A 22,123-nucleotide genomic window follows, 5' to 3' on the forward strand; every position below is an offset into this window, starting at 1 on the left:
GATCAGGGCAGCAGCGGCTGGCCCAGATCGGCGAACAGCAGGTTCTGCGCCTTGCGCGCATTCGAGCGCGGCACCTTGGCGACCACGCCGGGATGCGTGAGCGCCAGATTGCCCTGCATCACCAGCGCGTCGACGTGCACGTAGCTGCGCGTGGTGTAGCGGTCGCCATCGCGGTCCACTTCGAAGCGCATCGGCGCGGTCAGGAAGTTGACGCCCTTCTGGTAGACGCGGCGGCGGCCGTCATCGCTGCGCAGCTTGTAGCCGTTGGCGGACGCCCAGGCGTCGATGCGTGCGAGTACATCGCCTTCTGCGTTGAAGGTGCGCTCGTCCCAGGGGTTATTCGCACTCTTTGCCCGGTTCGCGGTGAACACGAGTGCACCGAATCCAACCAGACCACCAACAATCGCCCAGACCATGATCGACATTACGCCGCCTTTCTTTCTTGATGAATGGGCGCGGACTGTAGACCGTGTGACGTGAGGGAGATGCTGGGGCTGGCCCCAGCTTGCGCTCGCGGGAGCGTCGAGGGTCGTCGATCACGTGATGGATCGATCGCGCAGCGCAAGGTGGCTCAGGCGTCGCTGCCGCGTCCCGGTCCGACGTGCGTGCGGACTTCGAACAGTTCGGGGAAGAAGGTCAGCTCCAGCGCCTGTTTGAGGAAGCCGACGCCGCTCGATCCACCGGTGCCGCGCTTGAAGCCGATGATGCGCATCACCGTGCGCATGTGGCGGAAGCGCCACAGCTGGAACTGGGATTCGAGATCCACCAGGTCCTCGCACAGCGAGTACTCGCGCCAGTGGCGTTCGGTGTCCTCGTAGATCGATTCGAACACCGGTACCAGCGTGGCATCGAAGGTGTGCGGCTGGCGCCAGTCGCGCTGCAGATGCCGCGGATCGACCGGATGGCCCCAGCGGGCGAGATAGCACAGGAACTCGTCGTAAAGGCCGGGCGCGTCGAGCACGGTCTGCAGCGCCGCCTGGCCGTCGGGCTCATGCGCGAACACGTCGAGCATCGCCGCATTCTTGTTGCCGAGCAGAAACTCGACGGTGCGGTACTGCAGCGACTGGAAGCCGGACGAGGGGCCCAGCACGTCGCGGAACTCCATGTACTCGGCCGGCGTCATCGTCTCGAGCACCGACCACTGCTCGGTCAGCTGCCGCAGCACCTGCTTGCAGCGCGCCAGCACCTTGCGGCAGCGCCAGACCTCGTCGCGTTGCAGGTGGCCGATCGCCGCCGCCAGTTCGTGGATCAGCAGCTTGAGCCAGAGCTCGGACACCTGGTGCTGGACGACGAACAGCATCTCGTCGTGGTGCGGCGGCTGCGATAGCGGCTGCTGCGCGGCCAGCAGCAGGTCCAGACGCAGGTAACCGCCGTAGGTGATGCGGCCGGACAGGTCGCGGTGGATGCCGTCTTCGAGAGGGCGCTGGTTGCGGTCGATCGTCATCGGCGCAGGGTACCGCAGGCCCTTGGCTCCGGGCGCGCTGACGCTGTGCGGCGACAAGTGCCGGCAGGCGTCATGCAATCGCCATCCAACCCCGGCACAATCGGGCGTGGGGCGCTGTCGCTCGGGGACTCTTGGGGATTCACGCATGACTCGAACAACCAGCCGGCTGTTGTCGGCCTTGTTGCTGTGTTGCGGCGCAGGCGCCGCGCAGGCGGATGTGGTCGTCAGCCAGGCCTATGGCGGCGGCGGCAACAGTGGCGCGCCTTACAACGCGGACTTCGTGGAACTGTTCAACACCGGCGATCTGCCGGTTTCGCTCGGTGGAAAGTCGGTCCAGTACGCCAGCGCCACCGGCACCGGCAATTTCGGCTCCAGCGCGACCCAGATCGTCGTGTTGCCGGATGTCGAGATCCCGGCCGGCGGTTATTTCCTCGTCGGCCTGGCCGGCGGCGCGACCGGGGGGCCGCTGCCGACGCCAGATGCCACCGGCACGATCAACATGTCCGGTACGGCCGGCAAGATCGTCCTTGCGAACACCACCACCAGCCTGGGCTGCAACGGCGGCAGCACCGCCTGCACCTCCGCGCAGCTGGCGCTGATCCTTGATCTGGTCGGATTCGGCAGCGCCAACTTCTTCGAAGGCAGCGCGCCCGCACCGGCACCGAGCAACAGCACCTCGATCCTGCGCGCCGGCGACGGCTGCACGGATACGAACAACAACGCCGCCGACTTCGCGACCGGCGCACCCGCTCCACGCAACGCCGCCAGCATTCCGAATATCTGCAGCGGTGGCGGCACGCTCTATCTGAGCATCACCGACACCAGCGGCGCCGAAGGCGACAGCGGCAGAACGCCGTTCTTCGTGACCGTGTCGCTGAACCAGCCAGCCGGCCCGGAAGGTGTGAGCTTCACCTACACGACCGCCGATGGCATGGCGACCGTCGCCGACAACGACTACATCGCGCGCTCGGGCACGATCAGTTTCGAAGAAGGCCAGCGCGAGCTGAGCCTGAGCGTCGAAGTCGTCGGCGACGAGACGGTCGAGCCGGACGAGGTCTTCTACATCAACCTCAGCGATGTGTCGGGCGCGGAAGTGGCGAAAGGCCAGGCCACCGTCACGATCCTCAACGACGACGTGACCACGCTTCCGATCCACGAGATCCAAGGCCGCGGTGCGCGTTCGCCGGTCGAGGGTCAGCCGGTCGCGACCTCGGGCATCGTCACGGGCCGCAAGAACAGCGGCTTCTTCATCCAGACGCCGGACGGCGAGGACGATGGTGATCCGGCGACATCGGAAGGCCTGTTCGTTTTCACCAACAGCGCGCCGTCGGCCGATGTCGCCGTCGGCAACAAGGTGCTGGTGCAGGGCACGGTGACCGAGTACGTGCCGACTGCCGATCCGCTGCAACTGCCGCTGACACAGATCACCAATGCATCGGTGGTCAAGCTGTCGGAAGGCCACGCGCTGCCGGCTGCGATCGTGCTCACCAACGACATGCCCAATGCCACCGGCGGCCTCGAGCAGCTGGAGCATCTGGAAGGCATGCGCGTCACCGCGCCAAGCTTCACGGTCGTCGCGCCGACCACGGGCAACACCAACGAAGCGCAGGCGACCGGCAGCAGCAACGGCCGCTTCGCCGTCGTCGTCACCGGTACGGCGCGTCCGTTCCGCGAGCCCGGCATCCAGATTCCGGATCCCGATCCGCTGGGCAGCGTTGCGCCGAACATCCCGCGCTGGGATTACAACCCGGAACTGATCGCGGTCAACAGCACCACGATCGGTGCACCGACCGCCGATCTCGCCGCCGGCTGCCGCATCACCGGTGGTTCGCTGACCGGTCCGCTCGACTACACCTTCCGCCGCTACACGATCTATCCGGAAGGCGCGCTCACCAGCGACTGCACGGGCGCGGGTGAACCGCGTCCGTCGATGCTGCCGGGTCCCGACCACGTGACCTTCGCGACCTACAACCTGCAGCGTTTCTTCGACACGGTGAACGATGCCAACAGCGGTCCGACGCTGACGCCGGCCGCACTGGAGCGTCGTCTGTCGAAGGCCTCGATCGGCATCCGCGCGTATCTGCACACGCCGGACGTCGTCGGTGTCACCGAGGTCGAGAACCTGCCGGTGCTGACCACGCTCGCCAACCGCATCAACGCCGATGCGATTGCCGCCGGCCAGCCGGATCCTGCGTACGTCGCGTATCTGGAAGAAGGCTTCGACGTCGGCGGCATCGACGTCGGCTTCCTGGTCAAGACCGCATCGGTCGGCAGCGTCGCCCGCATCGCGGTGAACACGGTGGTGCAGGAAGGTGGCGAAGAAGTGCTGGTCAATCCGAACGGTTCGACCAGTGTGCTCAACGACCGTCCGCCGCTGGTGCTCGACGCCGTGGCGCACTTCACCGACGGCCGCAGCTATCCGTTCACCGCGATCGTCGTGCACCAGCGTTCGCTGAGCGGCATCGAAGCCGACACGGCCGGCACCAATGGCTGGGCCACCGGTGGCCAGCGCGTGCGCGACAAGCGGCAGAAGCAGGCCGAGTATCTGGCCAGGCTGATCGACGGGATGCAGAAGGACGATGCGACGCGCCAGATCGTGGTGCTCGGCGATTTCAACGCGTTCGAGTTCAACGACGGCTACGTCGACGCGATGGGCACGGTCACCGGCCTGCCGTCGCCCGACGGCGAAACCGCGGTGGACAACGACGGCGCGGTGCTGATCGCACCGTCGCTGCTCAACATGACCCTGGAAGCGTCCGCTGAGGAGCGCTACTCCTTCGTCTTCGATTACCAGGCGCAGTCGCTCGACCACGTGCTGGTGAACCAGGCGCTGGTGGATTCGCCGCTGGTCGTGGGTCTCGATGTCAGCCACGCGCGCATCAATGCCGACTTCTCCGAAGTCGCGCGTAACGATGCGAACACACCGACGCGTCTGTCCGATCACGATCCGACGGTGCTGCTGGTGCGCCTGCAGCCGGCGACGGTCGCCGATCTCGGCATCACGGTCGCCGCTGCGAATGCGGAAGTCTTCGCTGGCGACACGCTCGCGTTCACGGCGACGCTGACCAACGCCGGTCCGGATGCCGCGCAGTTCCCGGGCTTCGGCGCGGTGCTGGATGCGGAGCTCGACGATCTGCTGGTCACGCCGCCTGCCGACTGGAGCTGCGATGCGCCGGCCGTGGCCGACGGCAAGACCACGCTGTCGTGCAGCAGCGAAACGCTGGCGAACGCGGCGCAGGCGGTGTTCGCTCTTTCGGCGGTTGCACCCGATGCACTGATCGACGAGACCGTGACGCTGACGGTCGCTGCCACGTCGCAGACGCAGGATCCGAATGCGGCCAACGACAGCGCCGTCGCCGCGGTGTCGATCGTCGAAGATCCGGCAACGGCGGCGCAGCCGCTGGTCAATGGCGTGCAGCTCGGCGGCATCGAAGGTGCTACGGGCGAATCGCGTCTGTTCCGCATCGACGTGCCGGCAGGTGCGCGCAACCTGCGCATCCTCACGGCAGGTGGCACCGGCGACGTGACGCTGTATGCGAGTCGCGACGTGCTGCCGACGGTCGATGCGTGGCAGCTGCGTTCGCAGCGTCCGGGCAACAACGAGACGGTGACGCTCGCGGCGCCGCAGGCGGGCACGTGGTACGTGCGCGTGTTGGGCGAACGCGCCTTCGGTCGCCTGACGGTGCGGGCCAGCTACACGCCCTGATCGCGATTGCAGTTGCGAAGGAAAACCCCGGCCACGTGCCGGGGTTTTTCGTTTCCGGGCCTGCTGCGGAGCCTCGCGCGGCGCCCGGCTGCTAGGATGCGGGGCTGACGAAACAGGGGACGACACCGCATGAGCCAGCCTTCTCCGGACACCGCAGCGCCACGCGGCGCCATCGCCCGGTTCCTCGATACGGTCGAACGCGTGGGCAACAAACTGCCGGATCCGGCGATGCTGTTTCTGTTGTTGATGCTCGCGGTGTGGGCGCTGTCGTGGGCGTTGTCGGGTGTGGATTTCCAGGCGATCGACCCGCGCACCGGCACGCCGATCCAGGTGGTCAACCAGCTCTCGGGTGAATCGCTGACCGCCTTCATGGCGAACATGGTTCGCGTGTTCCTCGGCTTCGCGCCGCTGGGCGTGGTGCTGGTGGCGATGCTCGGACTCGGCGTCGCCGAGCACACCGGTTTCATCAACGCCGCGCTGCGTCGCGTGCTGTCGGTGACGCCGAAGCAACTGCTGACCCCTGCGCTGGTCGCGGTCGCGGTGCTGAGCCATGTCGCGGTCGACGCCGGCTATGTGCTGGTGATTCCGCTCGGCGGGGTGATCTTCTACGCCGCAGGCCGGCATCCGCTGGCGGGTATTGCGGCCGCGTTCTGCGGTGTGTCGGGTGGCTTCTCGGCCACGCTGCTGGTGCCGTCCTCGCTCGATCCGCTGCTCGCGGGCTTCACCCAGGAAGCGGGCCGTATTCTCGATCCGGCATTGATCGTCAATCCGCTCAACAACTGGATCTTCACCAGCGCATCGAGCGTACTGATCATTGCGATCGGCTGGTTCGTCACCGACCGCATCGTCGAGCCGCGCCTCAAGCGCACGATCGTCGATGGCGATCCGGCGAATCTGCCGAAGATGGATGAGCTCAACAGTGCCGAGAAGCGCGGCCTGCTGTGGGCCGTGGTCGCGATGCTGGTGGCCGCAGCACTGTTCGCGTTGACGCTGATGCCCGAGACCTCGCCGTGGCGCGCGCCGCCGGAGATGGTGCCGACCGACGCACATCCGCTGCTGGTCGCCGCCGCGCCGGTGATGCAGTCGATCGTCGCGCTGATCTTCGTGCTGTTCCTGCTGCCGGGCGTGGTCTACGGCTACATCGCCGGCACCGTCAAGACGCATCGCGACATCATCGCGGCGATGACCAAGTCGATGAGCGGCATGGGCTACTACATCGTCATTGCGTTCTTCATCGCGCAGTTCCTGGCCGGCTTCAACGGCTCGGGCCTAGGCACGCTGATGGCGGTGGAAGGCGCCGATTTCCTCAAGGGCCTCGGTCTGCCGATGTGGCTGACGATCATCGGCCTGATCCTGATGACCGGCATCGTGAACCTGTTCATCGGCTCGGCGTCGGCGAAGTGGGCACTGCTCGCACCGATCATGGTGCCGCTGATGATGCAGCTCGGCGTGTCGCCGGATCTCACCCAGGCGGCCTACCGCGTCGGTGATTCGATGACCACGATCCTGACGCCGCTGATGCCGTACTTCCCGCTGATCGTCGTGTTCTGCCAGCGCTACGTGACCTCGGCCGGCATCGGCACGCTGGTGTCGATCATGATTCCCTATTCGATCGCGCTGTCGATCCTGTGGACGCTGTTCCTGCTGGCGTTCTGGGGCTTGGGCATCCCGCTGGGCGTCGGCGCGAGCTACGTCTATCCGGCAGGCTGAATGCGCTGACGCGTTCTGCTGCGCCGCCGCAGGGGCACGGGATCACGGGCCAGGGATGGCGAAGGTCACTTTCCATGTGGTGCGGGCGCCGCTAAGTTAGCGCGTCGCCCGGCCCGGTCCGCGGCATCGATCAACGTCAGGAGTCGCCCTACGTGTCAATGAATCCGTACGCCGCCGAGGAACAGAAAACCATCCTCGGCCATCCGCGCGGCCTGTTCGTGCTGTTCTTCGCCGAAATGTGGGAGCGGTTCTCCTACTACGGTATGCGCGCGCTGCTGATCTTCTATCTCGTGCAGCACTGGATGTACTCGGACTCCGAGGCTTCGGTGATCTACGGCGCCTACACCGCGCTGGTGTACATCGCGCCGGTCGTCGGTGGTTATCTCGCCGACCGGTATCTGGGGCAACGCAAGGCCGTGCTGTTCGGCGCCGTGCTGCTGACCTTCGGCCACTTCCTGATGGCGTTCGAAGGTGACGGCGGCCAGTCCGCAGCCGAGATCAACATCTTCTGGCTGGCGCTGGCTTTCATCATCGTGGGCTCGGGCTTCCTGAAGGCCAACATCTCGGTGATGGTCGGTCAGCTGTACCCGCGAACGGATATCCGTCGCGATCCCGCGTACACGATCTTCTACATGGGCATCAACCTGGGCGCGATGCTCGGTTCGCTCATCGCCGGTTACCTCGGCCAGACCTACGGCTGGGCCTACGGCTTCGGCGCAGCAGGCGTTGGCATGCTGCTCGGCCTCGTGGTGTTCGTGCTGGGCAAGCCGCTGTTGATGGGCCGTGGTGAATCGCGCGTGCCCGAACGCCTGGCGGCGCCTGTCCTGGGCGGCCTGCGGTTCGAATGGGTGCTCTACATCCTCGGCGTCGCGGCAGTCGGCCTGGTCTGGTTCCTGCTGCAGCACCAGAAGCTGGTGGGCGGTCTGCTCGGTGCCTCGGGCGTGCTGCTGCTCGGCTTCGTGTTGTGGACCGCGGTGTTCAAGCTGGAACGCCAGGACCGCGACCGCATCCTGGCGGCGCTCTACCTGATCGTCGGCTCCGTGCTGTTCTGGTCGCTGTTCGAGCAGGCGGGCGCATCGCTGAACCTGTTCACCGACCGCTCCGTGGATCGCATCATCTTCGGATGGGAAGTCCCGGCGTCGATGTTCCAGTCGCTGAACTCGTTCTACATCATCACCCTGGCGCCGATCTTCGCGATGATCTGGCTGTGGCTGGCCAAGCGCGGGTTTGAACCGTCGGCACCGGCCAAGTTCGCGCTCGGCGTGGTCCTCGTCGGTGCTGGCTTTCTGGTGCTGGTGGCGGGTGCGAAGTCCGCAGGCGCGGGCGCAACGCCAGTGATCTTCATCTTCCTGATCTATCTGCTGCACACACTGGGCGAGCTGTGCCTGTCGCCCGTCGGCCTGTCGGCGATGAACCGCCTGAGCCCGGCGAACATGGCCAGCCTGATCATGGGTGCATGGTTCTTCGCCTCGGCCACCGGCAATTTCGCGGCGGGTCTGATCTCCGCTGCAACGGGTGGCGAGGGCGGTGGTGTCGCACGTGTCATGGAGGTCTACTCCAACGTCGGCTGGCTGGCCGTGGGCGTGGGCGTGGTCATGCTGCTGATCGCGCCGCTGATCCGTCGCCTGATGCATCTCGATTCGCTCAAGGACGACGAGCCGTCGCTGGCGGGTCAGGATGGAATCGGTGAGCCGGTCGCGGCTGGCACCAAGCTCGACCAGGAGCGCCGCCCGTAACGGGATGGTCGTTCCGACACGAAAACAGCGCCCTCGGGCGCTGTTTTCGTTTGGGCCGAGCGATGCGCGCAGTGCGCCGACTCAATCCTTCAGCGGCGCCTCGAGCTTGGCCATCATCGCGGCGAAGGTCGCGCGCTCGGCCTCGTCCAGCGGCGCCAGCACGTTGCGCTGGTATTCCAGCGCCAGCGGCACGACGACGTCGTAGACCGCGTAGCCGGCCTCGCTGAGTTCCAGCACCGAGCGGCGGCGATCGCTGTCGTGCATCTCGCGTTCGATCAGCGCGCGCTCGAGCAGACGCGCGACCGCGCGGCTCACCGCCACCTTGTCCATCGCCGTGCGTTCGGCCACCCCGTTCGCCGACAGACCCGGATAGCGCCCCAGCACCGCGATCACCCGCCATTCGGTCACGCTGATCCCGAAGCGCTCGCTGTAGATGTCGGCCAGTCCGCGGCTGATGCGGTTGGTCAGCACGCTCAGCCGGTAGGGCAGGAACTGCTCGAGATCGAGGCGGTGATGCCCGTAGCCGTCGTGGGCGTCAGCGGGGTCGGACAGGGCAGCAGGAGGGGCCGCGGTTTGGGTCATGGTGCGATGCGCCTTGCAATTAGGTTGCATGCGTAACTATAAAGGAAGGTCTGAAACCGCCCGTTCCCGGCCGGCCCCATCGCGACGGAGTATCCCATGAGCGCTCACGCACACACCGCCCCCAATCTCGGCATGGAAGTGACCACGTTCGAGAACCCGATGGGCATCGACGGCTTCGAGTTCGTCGAGTTCGCCGCGCCTGCCGGCCAGGCGGATTTCATGCACACCTATTTCCGCAACATGGGCTTCGCCGCGGTGCTCAAGCACAAGACGCGGGCGATCACCGTGTACCGGCAGGGCGGGGTGAATTTCCTGCTCAATGAAGATCCGGATTCCTTCGCGGCCGATTTCGCCAAGGCGCACGGTCCGTCCGCCTGTGGCTTCGCGATCCGCTTCAAGCAGCCGTCAGGCGATGTCTACGGCAAGGTGCTGGGCAACGGTGGCGAGGCGATCGGTGATCGCGAGTCGAGCAAGGCCGTCGACGCGCCTGTGGTCAAGGGCATCGGCGACTGCATGCTGTATCTGGTCGACCGCTACGGCGCGTCGGGTTCGATGTACGACGACTATGTCGCGATCGACGGCGCCGACCAGAACCCGACCGGGTTCGGCCTGACCTTCATCGACCACCTCACGCACAACCTCTACTTCGGCAACATGCAGAAGTGGTCGGACTACTACGAGAAGCTGTTCAACTTCCGCGAGATCCGCTACTTCGACATCAAGGGCACGAAGACCGGCCTGAAGTCGAAGGCGATGACCGCGCCGGACGGCGTGGTGCGCATTCCGCTCAACGAGTCGAATGATCCGAAGTCGCAGATCAACGAATACCTCGACGCCTACAAGGGCGAGGGCATCCAGCACATCGCCTGTTTCACCGACGACATCTATGCGTCGATCGAGCAGATGCGCGAAAAGGGCATCGACTTCCTCGACACGCCGGAAACCTATTTCGACGTCATCGACCAGCGCATCCCGAACCACGGCGAAGACGTCGCGCGTCTGCAGCGCAACAAGATCCTGATCGACGCCGATCCGGAGACCAAGCAGCGCAAGCTGCTGCAGATCTTCACCAAGAACGCGTTCGGCCCGATCTTCTTCGAGATCATCCAGCGCAAGGGCAACGAGGGCTTCGGCGAAGGCAACTTCCAGGCGCTGTTCGAGAGCATCGAACGCGACCAGATGCAGCGCGGCGTGCTCTGAGTTCGACGAAGCGTCGTGGTCCGCGTCGAAAAAGGCGCGGGCCGACGCAGGCAGCGGGTCTGCAGCCGTCATCCCCGAACGCGGGATGCACGGCGGAACTTTCATTCGGGTGAAGCCATGAACGCATCGACGGACGACACGGTGACGGCGCTGCCGTTGGGCCATACGCAAGTGCGCGGCCCGCGCGGTTACATGTCCGGGTTCGGCAACGAATTCGCGACCGAGGCCGAGCCCGGCACGCTGCCGATCGGCAGGAATTCGCCGCAGCGCGTGGCGCATGGTCTGTACGCCGAGCAGCTCTCGGGCACTGCGTTCACCGCGCCGCGTGGTGAGAACCGGCGCAGCTGGCTGTACCGCATCCGGCCCGCAGCGATGCACGGCACGTTCTCGCCGTTCCAGCAGCCGCGACTCCACGATGGTTTCGATCGTGGCCCGGTGCCGCCGGACCAGATGCGCTGGAGTCCGTTGCCAATCCCCGAAACGCCGGTCGATTTCGTCGACGGTCTGTTCTCGATGGCTGGCACCGGCGGACCTGGCGCGCACGAAGGTGTGGGCATCCATGTCTACGCCGCGAACGCGTCGATGAGCGACCGTTTTTTCTACAGCGCCGACGGCGAATTGCTGATCGTGCCGCAGCAGGGACGTCTGGTGCTGGCGACCGAATTCGGTGTGCTCGAGGTCGAGCCGCAGGAGATCGCGGTGGTCCCGCGCGGCGTGCGCTTCCGTGTCGAACTGCCCGATGGCCCGAGCCGCGGTTATGTCTGCGAGAACCAGGGCCACGCGCTGCGTCTGCCCGATCTCGGTCCGATCGGTGCGAACGGCCTCGCCAATCCGCGCGATTTCCTCGCGCCTGTGGCCGCGTACGAAGACATCGAAGGCGACTTCACCCTGATCGCCAAATTCCAGGGCCATCTGTGGCAGGCGCCGATCGACCACTCGCCGCTCGACGTCGTCGGTTGGCACGGCAACTACGCGCCGTACAAATACGACCTGCGCCGCTTCAACGCGATCGGCTCGATCAGCTTCGACCATCCCGATCCGAGCATCTTCACCGTGCTCACGTCGCCGAGCGACACGCCCGGCACGGCGAACATGGATTTCGCGATCTTTCCGCCGCGCTGGCTGGTGGCGCAGGACACGTTCCGTCCGCCGTGGTTCCATCGCAACGTCGCCAGCGAGTTCATGGGTCTGGTGCACGGCCAGTACGACGCGAAGGCCGACGGCTTCTCACCCGGTGCGTGCTCGCTGCACAACTGCATGAGCGGACACGGCCCGGACGCGGCGACGTTCGAAAAAGCCAGCGCGGCCGATCTGTCGAAGCCCGACGTCATCAGCGGCACGATGGCTTTCATGTTCGAGACGCGCGCGGTGATCCGGCCGACACGCCAGGCGCTCGACGCCGTGCACCGCCAGGGCGATTACCAGTCCTGCTGGGCAGGTCTGCAGCGCAACTTCGTGCCGCCGCGCGGTTGAGTGATGCGCGGTGGCGTCAGGCCACCGCGTCGGCTTCGCCTTCGAGCACCAGCGCGGCCAGCGCCGGCAGGTGCGGTTCCGGCAGCACTTCCGCCACGCGTTCGCGCATGCGCGCCGCGTAACCGGGCTTGGTGAACGCAGGCAGGCCTGCAATCGCGTCGAGAATCGCGGTCACCGTCGCGGCTTCGTCGGCGCTGCCGATCAGGCGCGTTCGCAGCGCCAATGCCGCTGGCGCGCGCTGCAGCTCCAGCATGCCCTGCACGTAGATGCGCGCCGCGCTCAGCGAACGGCGACGCGTGGCCGCGGGTGTCGATGCGGGCGTGCCGGCTTCGTGCGCGGGCAGGGGCGCGGACGTCGATGCCACCGCATCGAGTGCATCCAGATAACCGAGCGTCTGCAACTGCAGCAGCAGGGCGGGCGTGTCCGCGCCGAGCATGCGCGTGAGTTCGGCGGCCGTGCGTTGTCCATCGCACAGGATCAGCGCACGGCGCTGCCGCAGGTCCAGCGAAGTGCCGTGAGTGGCCAGCGCGCGATGCGCGAGTTCGGTCTTGCGGGCGGGCACGGACGGCGACTTCCAGCGGCAGGCGTGCAGCATGGGAAGCGCCGATGAAACATCCATGACAATCCGCGGCGCGGTGCGCGGAAGCGTGGGCCACGTCTCGTTCACGCGGGCGCGCTAGTCTCGCGCCGGTCACCTTCCAGGAGTTGTCGCATGCACTTCCATCGCGCCCTGCCGGCCATCGCCGTGCTCTCTCTCGCACTCGCCGCGTGCCAACGCGACGAGGCGCCGCCCGTCGAGCCCGTGCCCGCAGCATCCGCACCGGCCGTGGCAGCCGAGCCTGCGCCGCCGGGCGATCAGCCTGACGCGCATGTGCCGCCCGCCAACGCGATGGGCACCAACGTGCCCCAGGTCGTCGACGGCGTCGTGACGTTCCAGGGCTTCGGCCCGGCCGCATTCGGCAGCGATGCCGAGCAGGTCCGCATGGTCTGGGGCAACGATCTCGGCGATGCCAAGCCGTCCGAGCCGGGCGGCTGCTATTACCTGACGCCGCCGCAGATGGGGACGACCGACTACGGCATCGGCTTCATGATCGAAGGCGACAAGTTCGCGCGCATCGACGTCGGCAACGACGGCTACACGGCGCCGGGCGGCGGCAAGGTCGGCATGGAGCGCGCGGAGATCGAGCGCCTGTATACAGGTCGCGTCGAAGCGTCTCCGCACAAGTACGTCGAAGGCGCGCAGACGCTGCGCGTGACCGACACCGGTGGTGGCACGTCCGCGCTGGTGTTCGAGACCGATCCAGCCGGCAAGGTCACCGGCTGGCGGATCGGTGTGCCGCCGCAGGTCGATTACGTCGAACGCTGCGGCTGATCCATGAATGTCCGGGTCGCGGCATGCCGCGGCCCGGGCTCACTGGCGCTCGGGCGGCGCCGGATCTTCGTCGTCGACGACCTTCTGCTGCGCATCGGGCAGGCGATCGGGATGCGGCGGACGATCGTCCATCAGCGACAGCGCCGCGCGCGACATCAGATGCGCGCTGATCGGTGCGGTGAGAAACAGGAACACGGTGATCAGCAGCTCGCGCGGATGCACGCCGCTGCCGTTGACCCAGTGATAGACGATCGACGCGAACAGGATGCAGCCCACGCCGAGCGTGCTGGCCTTTGCCGGCCCGTGTACACGCTGGAAGAAGTCGCGCAGCTTGAGCAGCGCGATCGCGCCGAGCAGGGTGAAGAAACAGCCCACGACGAGGAGGAACGCGAGGATGGCATCGAGGATGGTGCTCATTCGACGATGTCCCGGCGGATGACGTATTTGCTCAGCACCACGGTGCCGACGAAGCCGAGCATCGCGATGACCAAGGCGGCCTCGAAATAGATCTCGGTGTTCATCAGCATGCCGAACAGGATCAGCTGGGCGATGGAGCTGACGTAGAGCGTGTCCAGCGCCAGGATGCGGTCGGGCGCGGTCGGTCCGCGCAGCAGCCGCCACAGCGACAGCAGCATGGCGATGCCGACCAGATGCATGCCGACGATGATCGCGATCGTGATCATGGAAATACCTCGCGCAACGGTGCCTCGTAACGGGTCTTGATCTCGGCGACGAGCGCCTGCGGATCATCGGTACTGAGGCAGTGGATCAGCAGGTGTTTGCGGTCCTCCGACAACTCGGCGGACACGGTGCCCGGCGTCAGCGTGATCACGCTGGTCAATGCCGAAATACCGTGGATGTTGGTCAGGTCCAGCGGCACCCAGACGAACTGCGAATGCAGCTTGTGGTTCGGGCCGAGCACCTGTTTCGCCACCGTGAGGTTGGCGATCAGGATGTCCCACAGCAGCCGTCCGATCAGCGTCCAGATGCCGCGCAGGCGTCCGAGCTGGGCGAACTCGCGCTCCAGGCGGGCGGCGAGCTGCGGCATCAGCCAGGCCAGGATCAGCGCCATGACGATGTTGCCGGGGCTGTAGTCCTCGGCCATCAGCAGCCAGAAGACGAAGACCGTCAGGCTCTGCGGAATCGATGGCAGGAAACGTCGCATGAAGGGCTGTCGGGTCGTCATCGCGAAGGCTCCCTGAGCACGGGCGTCTCGCCGATGACGCGTTCGATCATCTCGGACGGCGCCAGCAACTGCGCGGCGGTCGCTTCGGTGTAGCGCAGGATCGGACCGGCGAACACCGTCATGACGATGCCGTAGCCGAGCAGCAGCATCGTCGCGGCGAGTTCGCTGCGACGCAGCGGCGGCGCTTCCACGCCTTCGGCGACCGGATCGACACGCCAGAACAGGCGCGTGCCACTGCGCGATAGACCGATCACCGCCATCAGGCTGCTGCCGAGGATCGCGGCCCAGACCCAGCCGATCACGTCTTCCGGCACCGAGTTCAGCAGCTGCAGCTTGCCGATGAAGCCCGATAGCGGCGGCAAGCCCGACACCGACACTGCAGCGACGAGGAACAGCAGCGCCGGCACGGTCTTGCCGGGCATCGACGCGATCGGCATCAGATAGTCGCCGGTGCCGCCGCGATGACGCTGGATGATGTCGGCCAGCAGGAACAGCGCGGCGGTGACGAACACGCTCTGCGGCAGGTAGTACAGGCCCGCGGAAATCGCACCGGCATTGCCGAGCGAGAACGCGACGAACAGCGTGCCCGCCGACAGCAGCACCAGATACGCGACGCCGATGCGCAACCGCGGCGCACCGACCACGCCGAGCGCGGCCAGCACCATCGTCGCCGCGCCCGCGGGCAGGAGCCATGGCCATGCGAAATCGGCGAGCAGGCCGGCCTCGCTGCCGAACACCAGCGTGTAGATGCGCAGCACCGCGTACAGACCGACCTTGGTCATGATGGTGAACAGTGCGGCGACCGCGGCCGGCGCACGCGCATAGGCTTCCGGCAGCCACAGATACAACGGCAGCAGGGCGGCTTTCGCGCAGAACACCAGCAGCAGCAGGCCGGCGCCGGCGCGCACCAGCAGTGCCTGGTCCGGTCCGAGTGCCGCCACGCGCACCGCCATCTCGGCCATGTTGAGCGTGCCGAGCATGCCGTAGAGCAGGCCGAGCGCGAGCAGGAACACGGTAGACGCGGCGATGTTGAACACCACGTAGTGCATGCCCGCCTTGATGCGCGCGCCGCGCGCGCCGCTGAGCAGCAGGCCGTACGAGGCGATCAGCATCACCTCGAAGAACACGAACAGGTTGAACACGTCGCCGGTCAGGAACGCGCCGTTGAGGCCGGCGAGCTGCACCTGGAACAGCGCGTGGAAGTGCAGGGCGCGCTTGTCCCAACCAGCGCACGCGTAGAGCAGGCAGGGAATCGCCAGCAGCGTCGTGGTCGTGACCATCAACGCCGAGAGGCGATCGACGACGAGCGCGATGCCGAGACGCGCCGGCCAGTCGCCGAGCAGGTACACCACGGTGTCGCCGTCGAGCACTTCGCGCAGCAGCGCCACGTTCGTCACCAGCAGCGCAGCCATGCCGATCCACGCCCACATCCGCAGCACGGAGGCGCGATGGGTGCGCTCGAGCAGCAGCAGGATCGCGCCGGTGACCAGCGGCACCAGGACGGGGGCGATCGCGATGTGGTTCATCGACGGCCTCCGCGCTGTTCTTCGTCGGGCTCTTCACCATCGACATGGTCGGTATGCAGGTCCGAGTGCTCGCGCATCGCGATGACGACGGTCACCGCGGTCATCGCGAACGCGATGACGATCGCCGTCAGCACCAGCGCCTGCGGCAATGGATCGGTGTAGTTGGCGAGGGTTTCGGCCAAGCCGTCCTTGAGCACCGGCGGCTTGCCGACGACCGGGCGGCCGGACGAGAAGATCAGCAGGTTGGTCGCGTACGAGAGCAGCGTCAGCCCGAGGATCACGTCGAAGGTGCGTGCGCGCAGCAGCAGGTAGACACCCGAGGCGGCGAGCACGCCGATGGCGGAAGCGATTGCGAGTTCCATCAGTGCGCCTCCTCCGCAGCCTGACGTTGTTTGACCGTGCCCATCGTCGAGAGCATCAGCAGGGTGCCGGCGAACACGACCACATAGACGCCGGTGTCGAACACGAGTGCACTGGCCAGTGGCAGCAGGCCGATCAGCGGCAGTTCCACATCGAGATGGCCGCTGGTCAGGAACGGCACGTCGAACCACCACGAACCGACGCCGCCGATCACCGCCAGCAACAGGCCGACACCGATGCCACGCAGGTAGTCGAAGCCGAACGTCGCCTCGACCGCGCGCGCGCCCTGCAGCACGTACTTCACCAGCACCGGCACTGCGAACACGAGGCCGGCGATGAAGCCGCCGCCCGGTGCGTTGTGGCCGCGCAGGAACAGATAGATCGACACCGTCAGTGCCAGCGGGAACAGCAGCTGGGTCAGGTCGGCCGCGATCGGCAGGTGCACCGGCGGGCCGGGCATCACTTCGTCGGGCTTGAGACGCGCCCAGCGCAGCAGCGCGTGCACCACCAGCGCGGCCGTGCCGAACACGGTGATCTCGCCGAAGGTATCGAAGCCGCGGAAGTCGACCAGGATCACGTTGACTACGTTGCGGCCGTAGGCCTCGGGCAAGGAGCGCACCAGCAGCTCGTTGGAGATCGTGTCGGCGGGCGAGACCATCATCGCGTAGGCCAGCGCGCCGAGACCGCCGCCGGCAACGATCGAGATCGCGACATCGCGGAACTTGCGCAGCGGCCGGCGCGTGCTCTTCGACTGCTTGGGTAGATAGTTCAGCGCCATCATCATCAGCGCGATCGTCACCATCTCGACCAGCAGCTGGGTCAGCGCGAGATCCGGCGCGGAGAGATAGACGAACATCAGGCTCACCGCGAGACCGACGCCGCCGATCACGATCAGCGCGGTCAGGCGCTTGCCGTGCACGACCACGGTGCCGATCGACGAGGCCACGATCACCGCCCAGATCATCCAGCCCATGACCGGCAGCGGACGCGGCCCCGGACCGTTGGCGATCAGCTCGGCGAAGTTGCCCAGCAGCGGCCAGCCGGCCAGCACCAGCGCGACCAGCAGCAGGCCGAACAGACTGCGCTGCAGACTGCCGTTGGCGACGCGCGCGGTGAACGCACGGGCCAGCGAGAAGAGACGTTCCAGATTGACCTGGAAGACCTGACGGCCGGTCGAGCGCGTGACCACGGCATGGAAGTCGAGCAGCTTGCGCAGGCCGAAGTACAGCAGCACGCCGAACACCAGGCTGGCGACGCTCATCATCAGCGGCAGGTTGATGCCGTGCCACACCGACAAGCTGAACTCCGGCGTCGCGGCGCCGAGCGTGCCGCGCGCCATCGTATGCAGCAGCGGGCCGACGGTCAGCGCCGGAATGATGCCGATCACCAGGCACAGGATCGCCAGCACGCCGACGGGAATCCGCATCCAGCGCGGCGGCTCGTGCGGCACCACGTCGAGCGCACGCGGGCCGCGGCCGAAGAAGGTGTCGTGCACGAAGCGCAGGCTGTAGGCGATGCCGAACACGCCGGCCAGCAGCGCCGCGATGCTGATCACCCAGCGCATCGTGCCGTGGCCGCCTATCTCCAGCGCCTCGGCGAAGAACATTTCCTTCGACAGGAAGCCGTTGAGCAGCGGAATGCCGGCCATCGCCAATGACGCGACGATCGCCAGCGCACTGGTCATCGGCATGAGGCGTCTGAGATTGCCGAGCCGGCGCATGTCGCGCGTGCCGGTCTCGTGGTCGATAATGCCCGCGGCCATGAACAGCGAGGCCTTGAACATCGCGTGGTTGAGGATGTGGAACAGGCCCGCGACGACGGCCATTTCGGTCGACAGGCCGAACAGCAGCGTGATCAGACCGAGGTGGGAAATCGTCGAATACGCCAGCAGGCCCTTGAGGTCGTGCTGGAAGATCGCGAACCACGCGCCCATCACCAGCGTCGTCGCGCCGACGCCGCTGACCACGTAGAAGAAGAGATCGGTCCCAGCCAGCGCCGGATGCAGGCGCGCCAGCAGGAACACGCCGGCCTTCACCATCGTCGCCGAATGCAGGTACGCCGAGACCGGCGTCGGCGCGGCCATCGCGTGCGGCAGCCAGAAGTGGAACGGGAACTGCGCGCTCTTGGTGAAAATGCCCAGCAGCACCAGGCCCAGCGCCCACGGATACAGATGGCTCGCGCGGATCAGATCGCCCGAGGCCAGCACGACATCGAGATCGTAGCTGCCGACGATGCGGCCGATCAGCAGCACGCCGCCGAGCAGCGCCAGGCCGCCCATGCCGGTGATCGTCAGCGCCATGCGTGCGCCCTGGCGGGCGTCCTGGCGATGCGACCAGAAGCCGATCAGCAGGAACGAACTGATCGAGGTCAGTTCCCAGAACACCGCGAGCAGGAGCAGGTTGCCGGCGATGACCATGCCGAGCATCGCGCCCATGAAGAGCAGCAGATAGGTGAAGAACCGTCGCGGACTGTCTTTGGCCGACAGGTAGTAGTGGCCGTAGAGCACGACGAGTCCGCCGATGCCCAGCACCATCAATGCGAACGTCCAGGCCAGCCCGTCCATACGCAGGCTGAAATCCAGCCCGGCTTCGGGAATCCACGCGTATTGGGTCTTGAGAATGGTGCCGTCGAAGACGTCACCGGCCAGAAAAGCCAATACGCCAAGACCCAGCAACGGCACGAGGCCGGCCAGACAGGCAACGGTGCGCCGTGACGCATTCGCGGACAGCGCTACAACGAGCGCCAGCGCGAAAGGCAGGGCCAAGAGAAGTTCGAGCATCGGGCTCCTTGTGGAGGCAGGTCGGCCAGAGGGCCGGCGGGTCACGCAAGGGCCGGGCAGTTTAACCGATGCCGGTCGACGGAGCGTCGTCGCGGCTCGATATGCTATGTCCCATGACGTCGATCGCAGCCACTACGCCCCCGCACGCACGCCATGCGCTGGTCTTCGGTGCCAGCGGCGCGATCGGAGCGGCCCTGCTGGCGCGACTGCTCGACGCGGGCTGGACCGTCGATGCCCTGTCGCGCGCGTCGCGCGCCGATGGCCCGCAACTGCGCTGGCACACCGGTGCGTTCGCCACGATGCCGGACACCTTGCCGGCGCAAGCCGATGCAATCTTCAGCTGCGGCCCGCTGGACCAGTTCTCGCTGTGGTACGCCGAGGCCTCGATCGAATGTCCGCGCGTCGTCGCGTTCGGTTCGACCAGCGACGCGACCAAGCAGGCGGCCAGCGATCCGGGCGAGCGCGAGCTGGCGATGCGGTTGCGCACGTCGGGGGAGCGCGTGTTCGCGGCGGCGCAGGCGCGTGGCGCTGCGGCGACGCTGCTGAGGCCGACGCTGGTCTACGGCAGCGGACGCGATCGCAACCTCAGCCTGATCGTCGCGCTCGCCCAGCGTAGCGGCATGTTCGTGTTGCCTGCCGACGCGCGCGGTCGACGCCAGCCGGTGCACGTCGACGATCTCGCGGCGGCGGCGCAGGCCGCGGTCGATGCGCCCGCAGCGTACGGCCAGGCCTTCGCATTGCCGGGCGGGGAGACCCTCGACTACCGCACGATGGTCGCGCGCACGCTGGCCTGCCTGCAGCCCGCGCCGCGCCTGCTGGTGCTGCCGGGCGCGTTGTTCGATGCGGCGTTGTGGGCGGCGCATCGCGCCGGTCGCCTGCAGGGCCTGCCGCCAGGCGCGGTGACGCGCATGCGCGAGGATCTGGTGTTCGATGCCGCGCCTGCGCAGGCGGCATTCGGCTATGCGCCGCGGGCGTTCCGCGCGGAGCCGGCGATGTTCGGCGTCGACTGACGCGCGCCGTCTTGTCCGGATCGGATCATGGCCCTGCCATCGGTTCCTCGACCAGCTTGCGCGACTTCTGCAGCGCGCGCAGTGCGATCACCAGCACGCCGCCGAGCACCATCGCCCCGCCGATCCACAGCCTCGGCCCCGGCCGGTCGCCCCAGAACGCGACGCCCAGACCGATCGCCATCACCGGTACCAGCAGCAACCACGGCGTGACCATCGCGACCGGGTAGCGCTGCATCAGCACGTAGTACAGGCCGTGGCCGAGCAGCGAGGACACGAACGCCGCGTAGACCGCGCCGCCCCAGCCGGCGAAGCCGGCGTTGCCGAGCTGGTCGAAACCGCCGGGCTCGAACACCAGGCTGATCGCCAGCAGCGGCAGCACGCTGAAGACCGCGGTCCAGCCCTGCATGTTCCACATGTCGACATTGCGCAGGCGCTTCATCAGCACCGTACCGATCGCGAGCATCGCGGCCGATGCCAGCATCGTCAGCAGCGCGGCCGGGTTGGCCAGCACCACCGGATCGAAGCCCAGCACCAGCACGCCGCAGAAGCTCACGCCGATCGCCAGACCCGTGCGCCAGGCGAACCGCTCGCCGAGCACCGCCCAGGCCAGCAGCGCGGTCATCGGGATGTAGCTCTGCATGACGATCGCCGGCGACGACAGATCCGTCGACAGCCGCAGCGCGAGAAAACTCAGGCCGAAATGCGCCACGCCGATACACAGGCACACCGCGATCAAGCGCGGCCATTGCCCGGGCGCGGGCGGTCGCAGCAGCCACACCAGCGGCAGCGCCAGCATCGCGAAGCGCACCGCGGTGAAGAGAAACGGGGGAATCTCGCGCAGCGCATTGGCCGAGACGAGGAAGTTCAGCGCCCAGGCGATACAGACGACGAGAACCAGAACGAGATCGCGGGGTGACACGGGCGATGCACCAGCGTGGCGCGACAGGATCGCACGTGCGACGCCTCAGAACCTGTTCACGATCTGTCGCGAGCGCAGCCGGATGGCGCGTGGCGGAGCGCAGAAAGCGCAGTGTACGTGCGGGTACATGAGCATTTCGAACACCGCACGCGCGTTATCCGGCAAGCGCAGCAAGATCGTGGACAGGTTCTCAGTACGTCAGATGCAGACGTCGATAGAGCTTGGACAGCACCCACGCCGGACCGACCAGCAGGTAGCGCAGGTCGGTGAAGAAGCTCGGCTTGCGGCCTTCGAACAGCTTGCTGTGGCCGACGAACTGCGCCACCCACGCGACCGCGAACACGCCCAGCGCCAGCCAGAACAGGAACGGCGTGCCGAAGTCGCGCTGCAACCAGTACGTCAGCGCCGACATCGCCACGAACACCAGCAGCATGCCGAGGCCGATCGCGCGCGAGGCGCGGTAATAGAACATCCACGCCCCGAACATCGCCAGGCCCGCCCACAACCCCGGCTTGAACAATGTGCCGGTGGGAATGCACCACAGCAGCGCGATCACGCTCCACAAGATCGCCGGGACGGCGAACACGTGGATCCACTGGTTGGTGTCGTCGCGGTGGTCGGCCGAGTAACTGGCGAACCAGCGGTCGATCGGACGCACCTGCGCGTCGTCGTGTGTTGCGTCCATCAGCCCCTCCCGAGGGTCGATCCGGTCGTGTCGGTGACTAGGTTACGCCTGCGATCGGCTCTCCGAAGCTGAGCTCGTTGCCGCTCGGATCGACGATCCTGAAATCGCGCATGCCGTAGGGGCGGTCGCCGATCGGAACACGCACCTCGACGCCCGCAGACGTCAATGCGTTGTACCAAGCATCGATATCCGACACGCCCAGATAGATCTGTGCGGCGCCCGGCGTGCCGGGGTCGGTGCGTTGGCTGAGCATGATCTCGGCGCCGTTGCGGCAGACCGAGGCGATGTGCGGGGGTTCGCCCCAGGACCAGGCCAGCTCAAAGCCGAGTGTCCGCACGTAGAAATCCAGCGAAGCGGCCAGATCGTCCACCGTGAAAACGGGCGATACGGATTCGATCTGCATGGGCGTGCGATCCACAGAATGGAACAGCTTTC

At 66.8% G+C, this 22,123-nt stretch carries 20 protein-coding genes; 7 read left to right on the forward strand and 13 right to left on the reverse strand.

Features of this window, described 5'->3' with window-relative positions; translation table 11 throughout:
* Positions 1–2 precede the first annotated feature (2 nt).
* Both LU699_RS11655 and LU699_RS11660 read right to left on the reverse strand, forming a co-directional pair.
* Positions 3–425, reverse strand: a complete 423-nt coding sequence (locus LU699_RS11655; protein WP_232138004.1) for a hypothetical protein — start codon at positions 423–425, stop codon at positions 3–5.
* A gap of 146 nt (positions 426–571) precedes the next feature.
* Positions 572–1,444, reverse strand: coding sequence for a tryptophan 2,3-dioxygenase (locus tag LU699_RS11660; RefSeq protein WP_232138003.1), 873 nt, complete (start codon positions 1,442–1,444; stop codon positions 572–574).
* 145 nt (positions 1,445–1,589) lie between these two features.
* Between LU699_RS11660 and LU699_RS11665 the strand changes: the two genes are divergently transcribed.
* The 3 genes from LU699_RS11665 to LU699_RS11675 all read left to right on the forward strand — a co-directional run bounded on the left by LU699_RS11665 (position 1,590) and on the right by LU699_RS11675 (position 8,596).
* A complete protein-coding gene (locus LU699_RS11665; protein ID WP_232580176.1) occupies positions 1,590–5,150 on the forward strand; it encodes a Calx-beta domain-containing protein in 3,561 nt (1,186 codons plus the stop codon).
* A gap of 129 nt (positions 5,151–5,279) precedes the next feature.
* Complete coding sequence (locus LU699_RS11670) at positions 5,280–6,860, forward strand: AbgT family transporter (protein WP_232138001.1); 1,581 nt, start codon at positions 5,280–5,282, stop codon at positions 6,858–6,860.
* Between the two features lie 158 nt (positions 6,861–7,018).
* Positions 7,019–8,596, forward strand: coding sequence for a peptide MFS transporter (locus LU699_RS11675; RefSeq protein WP_232138069.1), 1,578 nt, complete (start codon positions 7,019–7,021; stop codon positions 8,594–8,596).
* An 81-nt stretch (positions 8,597–8,677) separates the two neighbouring features.
* Here the strand turns inward: LU699_RS11675 and LU699_RS11680 are convergent, their stop codons facing one another.
* Positions 8,678–9,178 (reverse strand): MarR family winged helix-turn-helix transcriptional regulator, encoded by a 501-nt coding sequence (locus LU699_RS11680; protein WP_232138000.1) that lies wholly within the window; start codon positions 9,176–9,178, stop codon positions 8,678–8,680.
* A gap of 132 nt (positions 9,179–9,310) precedes the next feature.
* Here LU699_RS11680 and hppD point away from each other — a divergent pair, with 132 nt between their 5' ends.
* Both hppD and hmgA read left to right on the forward strand, forming a co-directional pair.
* Positions 9,311–10,378: a 4-hydroxyphenylpyruvate dioxygenase gene (hppD, locus tag LU699_RS11685; RefSeq protein ID WP_425491151.1), complete on the forward strand. Its 1,068-nt coding sequence runs from the start codon at positions 9,311–9,313 to the stop codon at positions 10,376–10,378.
* A 192-nt stretch (positions 10,379–10,570) separates the two neighbouring features.
* A complete protein-coding gene (hmgA, locus tag LU699_RS11690) occupies positions 10,571–11,851 on the forward strand; it encodes a homogentisate 1,2-dioxygenase (protein WP_232138068.1) in 1,281 nt (426 codons plus the stop codon).
* Positions 11,852–11,867: 16 nt separating this feature from the next.
* Here the strand turns inward: hmgA and LU699_RS11695 are convergent, their stop codons facing one another.
* Complete coding sequence (locus LU699_RS11695) at positions 11,868–12,413, reverse strand: hypothetical protein (RefSeq protein ID WP_232580177.1); 546 nt, start codon at positions 12,411–12,413, stop codon at positions 11,868–11,870.
* 150 nt (positions 12,414–12,563) lie between these two features.
* Here LU699_RS11695 and LU699_RS11700 point away from each other — a divergent pair, with 150 nt between their 5' ends.
* Complete coding sequence (locus tag LU699_RS11700) at positions 12,564–13,223, forward strand: lectin (protein ID WP_232137997.1); 660 nt, start codon at positions 12,564–12,566, stop codon at positions 13,221–13,223.
* A 39-nt stretch (positions 13,224–13,262) separates the two neighbouring features.
* Here the strand turns inward: LU699_RS11700 and LU699_RS11705 are convergent, their stop codons facing one another.
* The 6 genes from LU699_RS11705 to LU699_RS11730 are packed head-to-tail and all read right to left on the reverse strand — an operon-like array spanning position 13,263 to position 19,074.
* Entirely contained in the window at positions 13,263–13,640 is a 378-nt protein-coding gene (locus tag LU699_RS11705; RefSeq protein WP_232137996.1) for a Na+/H+ antiporter subunit G, read from the reverse strand.
* A complete protein-coding gene (locus LU699_RS11710; RefSeq protein WP_232137995.1) occupies positions 13,637–13,906 on the reverse strand; it encodes a K+/H+ antiporter subunit F in 270 nt (89 codons plus the stop codon). Before LU699_RS11710 ends, LU699_RS11705 begins: the two co-directional genes overlap by 4 nt.
* Positions 13,903–14,409 carry a Na+/H+ antiporter subunit E gene (locus tag LU699_RS11715; protein WP_232137994.1) on the reverse strand — a complete coding sequence of 169 codons (507 nt, stop codon included), beginning with the start codon at positions 14,407–14,409 and terminating at the stop codon, positions 13,903–13,905. The genes LU699_RS11710 and LU699_RS11715 overlap by 4 nt, the downstream gene beginning before the upstream one ends.
* Positions 14,406–15,935 (reverse strand): monovalent cation/H+ antiporter subunit D, encoded by a 1,530-nt coding sequence (locus LU699_RS11720; RefSeq protein ID WP_232137993.1) that lies wholly within the window; start codon positions 15,933–15,935, stop codon positions 14,406–14,408. Before LU699_RS11720 ends, LU699_RS11715 begins: the two co-directional genes overlap by 4 nt.
* Positions 15,932–16,297, reverse strand: a complete 366-nt coding sequence (locus LU699_RS11725; RefSeq protein WP_232137992.1) for a Na+/H+ antiporter subunit C — start codon at positions 16,295–16,297, stop codon at positions 15,932–15,934. The genes LU699_RS11720 and LU699_RS11725 overlap by 4 nt, the downstream gene beginning before the upstream one ends.
* On the reverse strand, positions 16,297–19,074 hold the full coding sequence (locus LU699_RS11730; protein ID WP_232137991.1) for a monovalent cation/H+ antiporter subunit A: 2,778 nt from the start codon (positions 19,072–19,074) through the stop codon (positions 16,297–16,299). Before LU699_RS11730 ends, LU699_RS11725 begins: the two co-directional genes overlap by 1 nt.
* Before the next feature lie 113 nt (positions 19,075–19,187).
* On the opposite strand from LU699_RS11730, the gene LU699_RS11735 reads away from it, so the two are divergent.
* A complete protein-coding gene (locus LU699_RS11735) occupies positions 19,188–20,084 on the forward strand; it encodes an NAD-dependent epimerase/dehydratase family protein (protein ID WP_232137989.1) in 897 nt (298 codons plus the stop codon).
* A 25-nt stretch (positions 20,085–20,109) separates the two neighbouring features.
* On the opposite strand, the gene LU699_RS11740 is transcribed toward LU699_RS11735, so the two are convergent.
* The 3 genes from LU699_RS11740 to LU699_RS11750 all read right to left on the reverse strand — a co-directional run bounded on the left by LU699_RS11740 (position 20,110) and on the right by LU699_RS11750 (position 22,091).
* Positions 20,110–21,003 (reverse strand): DMT family transporter, encoded by an 894-nt coding sequence (locus tag LU699_RS11740; RefSeq protein WP_232137988.1) that lies wholly within the window; start codon positions 21,001–21,003, stop codon positions 20,110–20,112.
* Between the two features lie 190 nt (positions 21,004–21,193).
* A complete protein-coding gene (locus LU699_RS11745; RefSeq protein WP_232137986.1) occupies positions 21,194–21,688 on the reverse strand; it encodes an Mpo1 family 2-hydroxy fatty acid dioxygenase in 495 nt (164 codons plus the stop codon).
* 37 nt (positions 21,689–21,725) lie between these two features.
* Positions 21,726–22,091: a bleomycin resistance protein gene (locus LU699_RS11750; protein WP_232137985.1), complete on the reverse strand. Its 366-nt coding sequence runs from the start codon at positions 22,089–22,091 to the stop codon at positions 21,726–21,728.
* Positions 22,092–22,123: the final 32 nt, after the last annotated feature.

The organism is Luteimonas fraxinea (assembly GCF_021233355.1).
In the GTDB taxonomy this organism is placed as follows: domain Bacteria; phylum Pseudomonadota; class Gammaproteobacteria; order Xanthomonadales; family Xanthomonadaceae; genus Luteimonas; species Luteimonas fraxinea.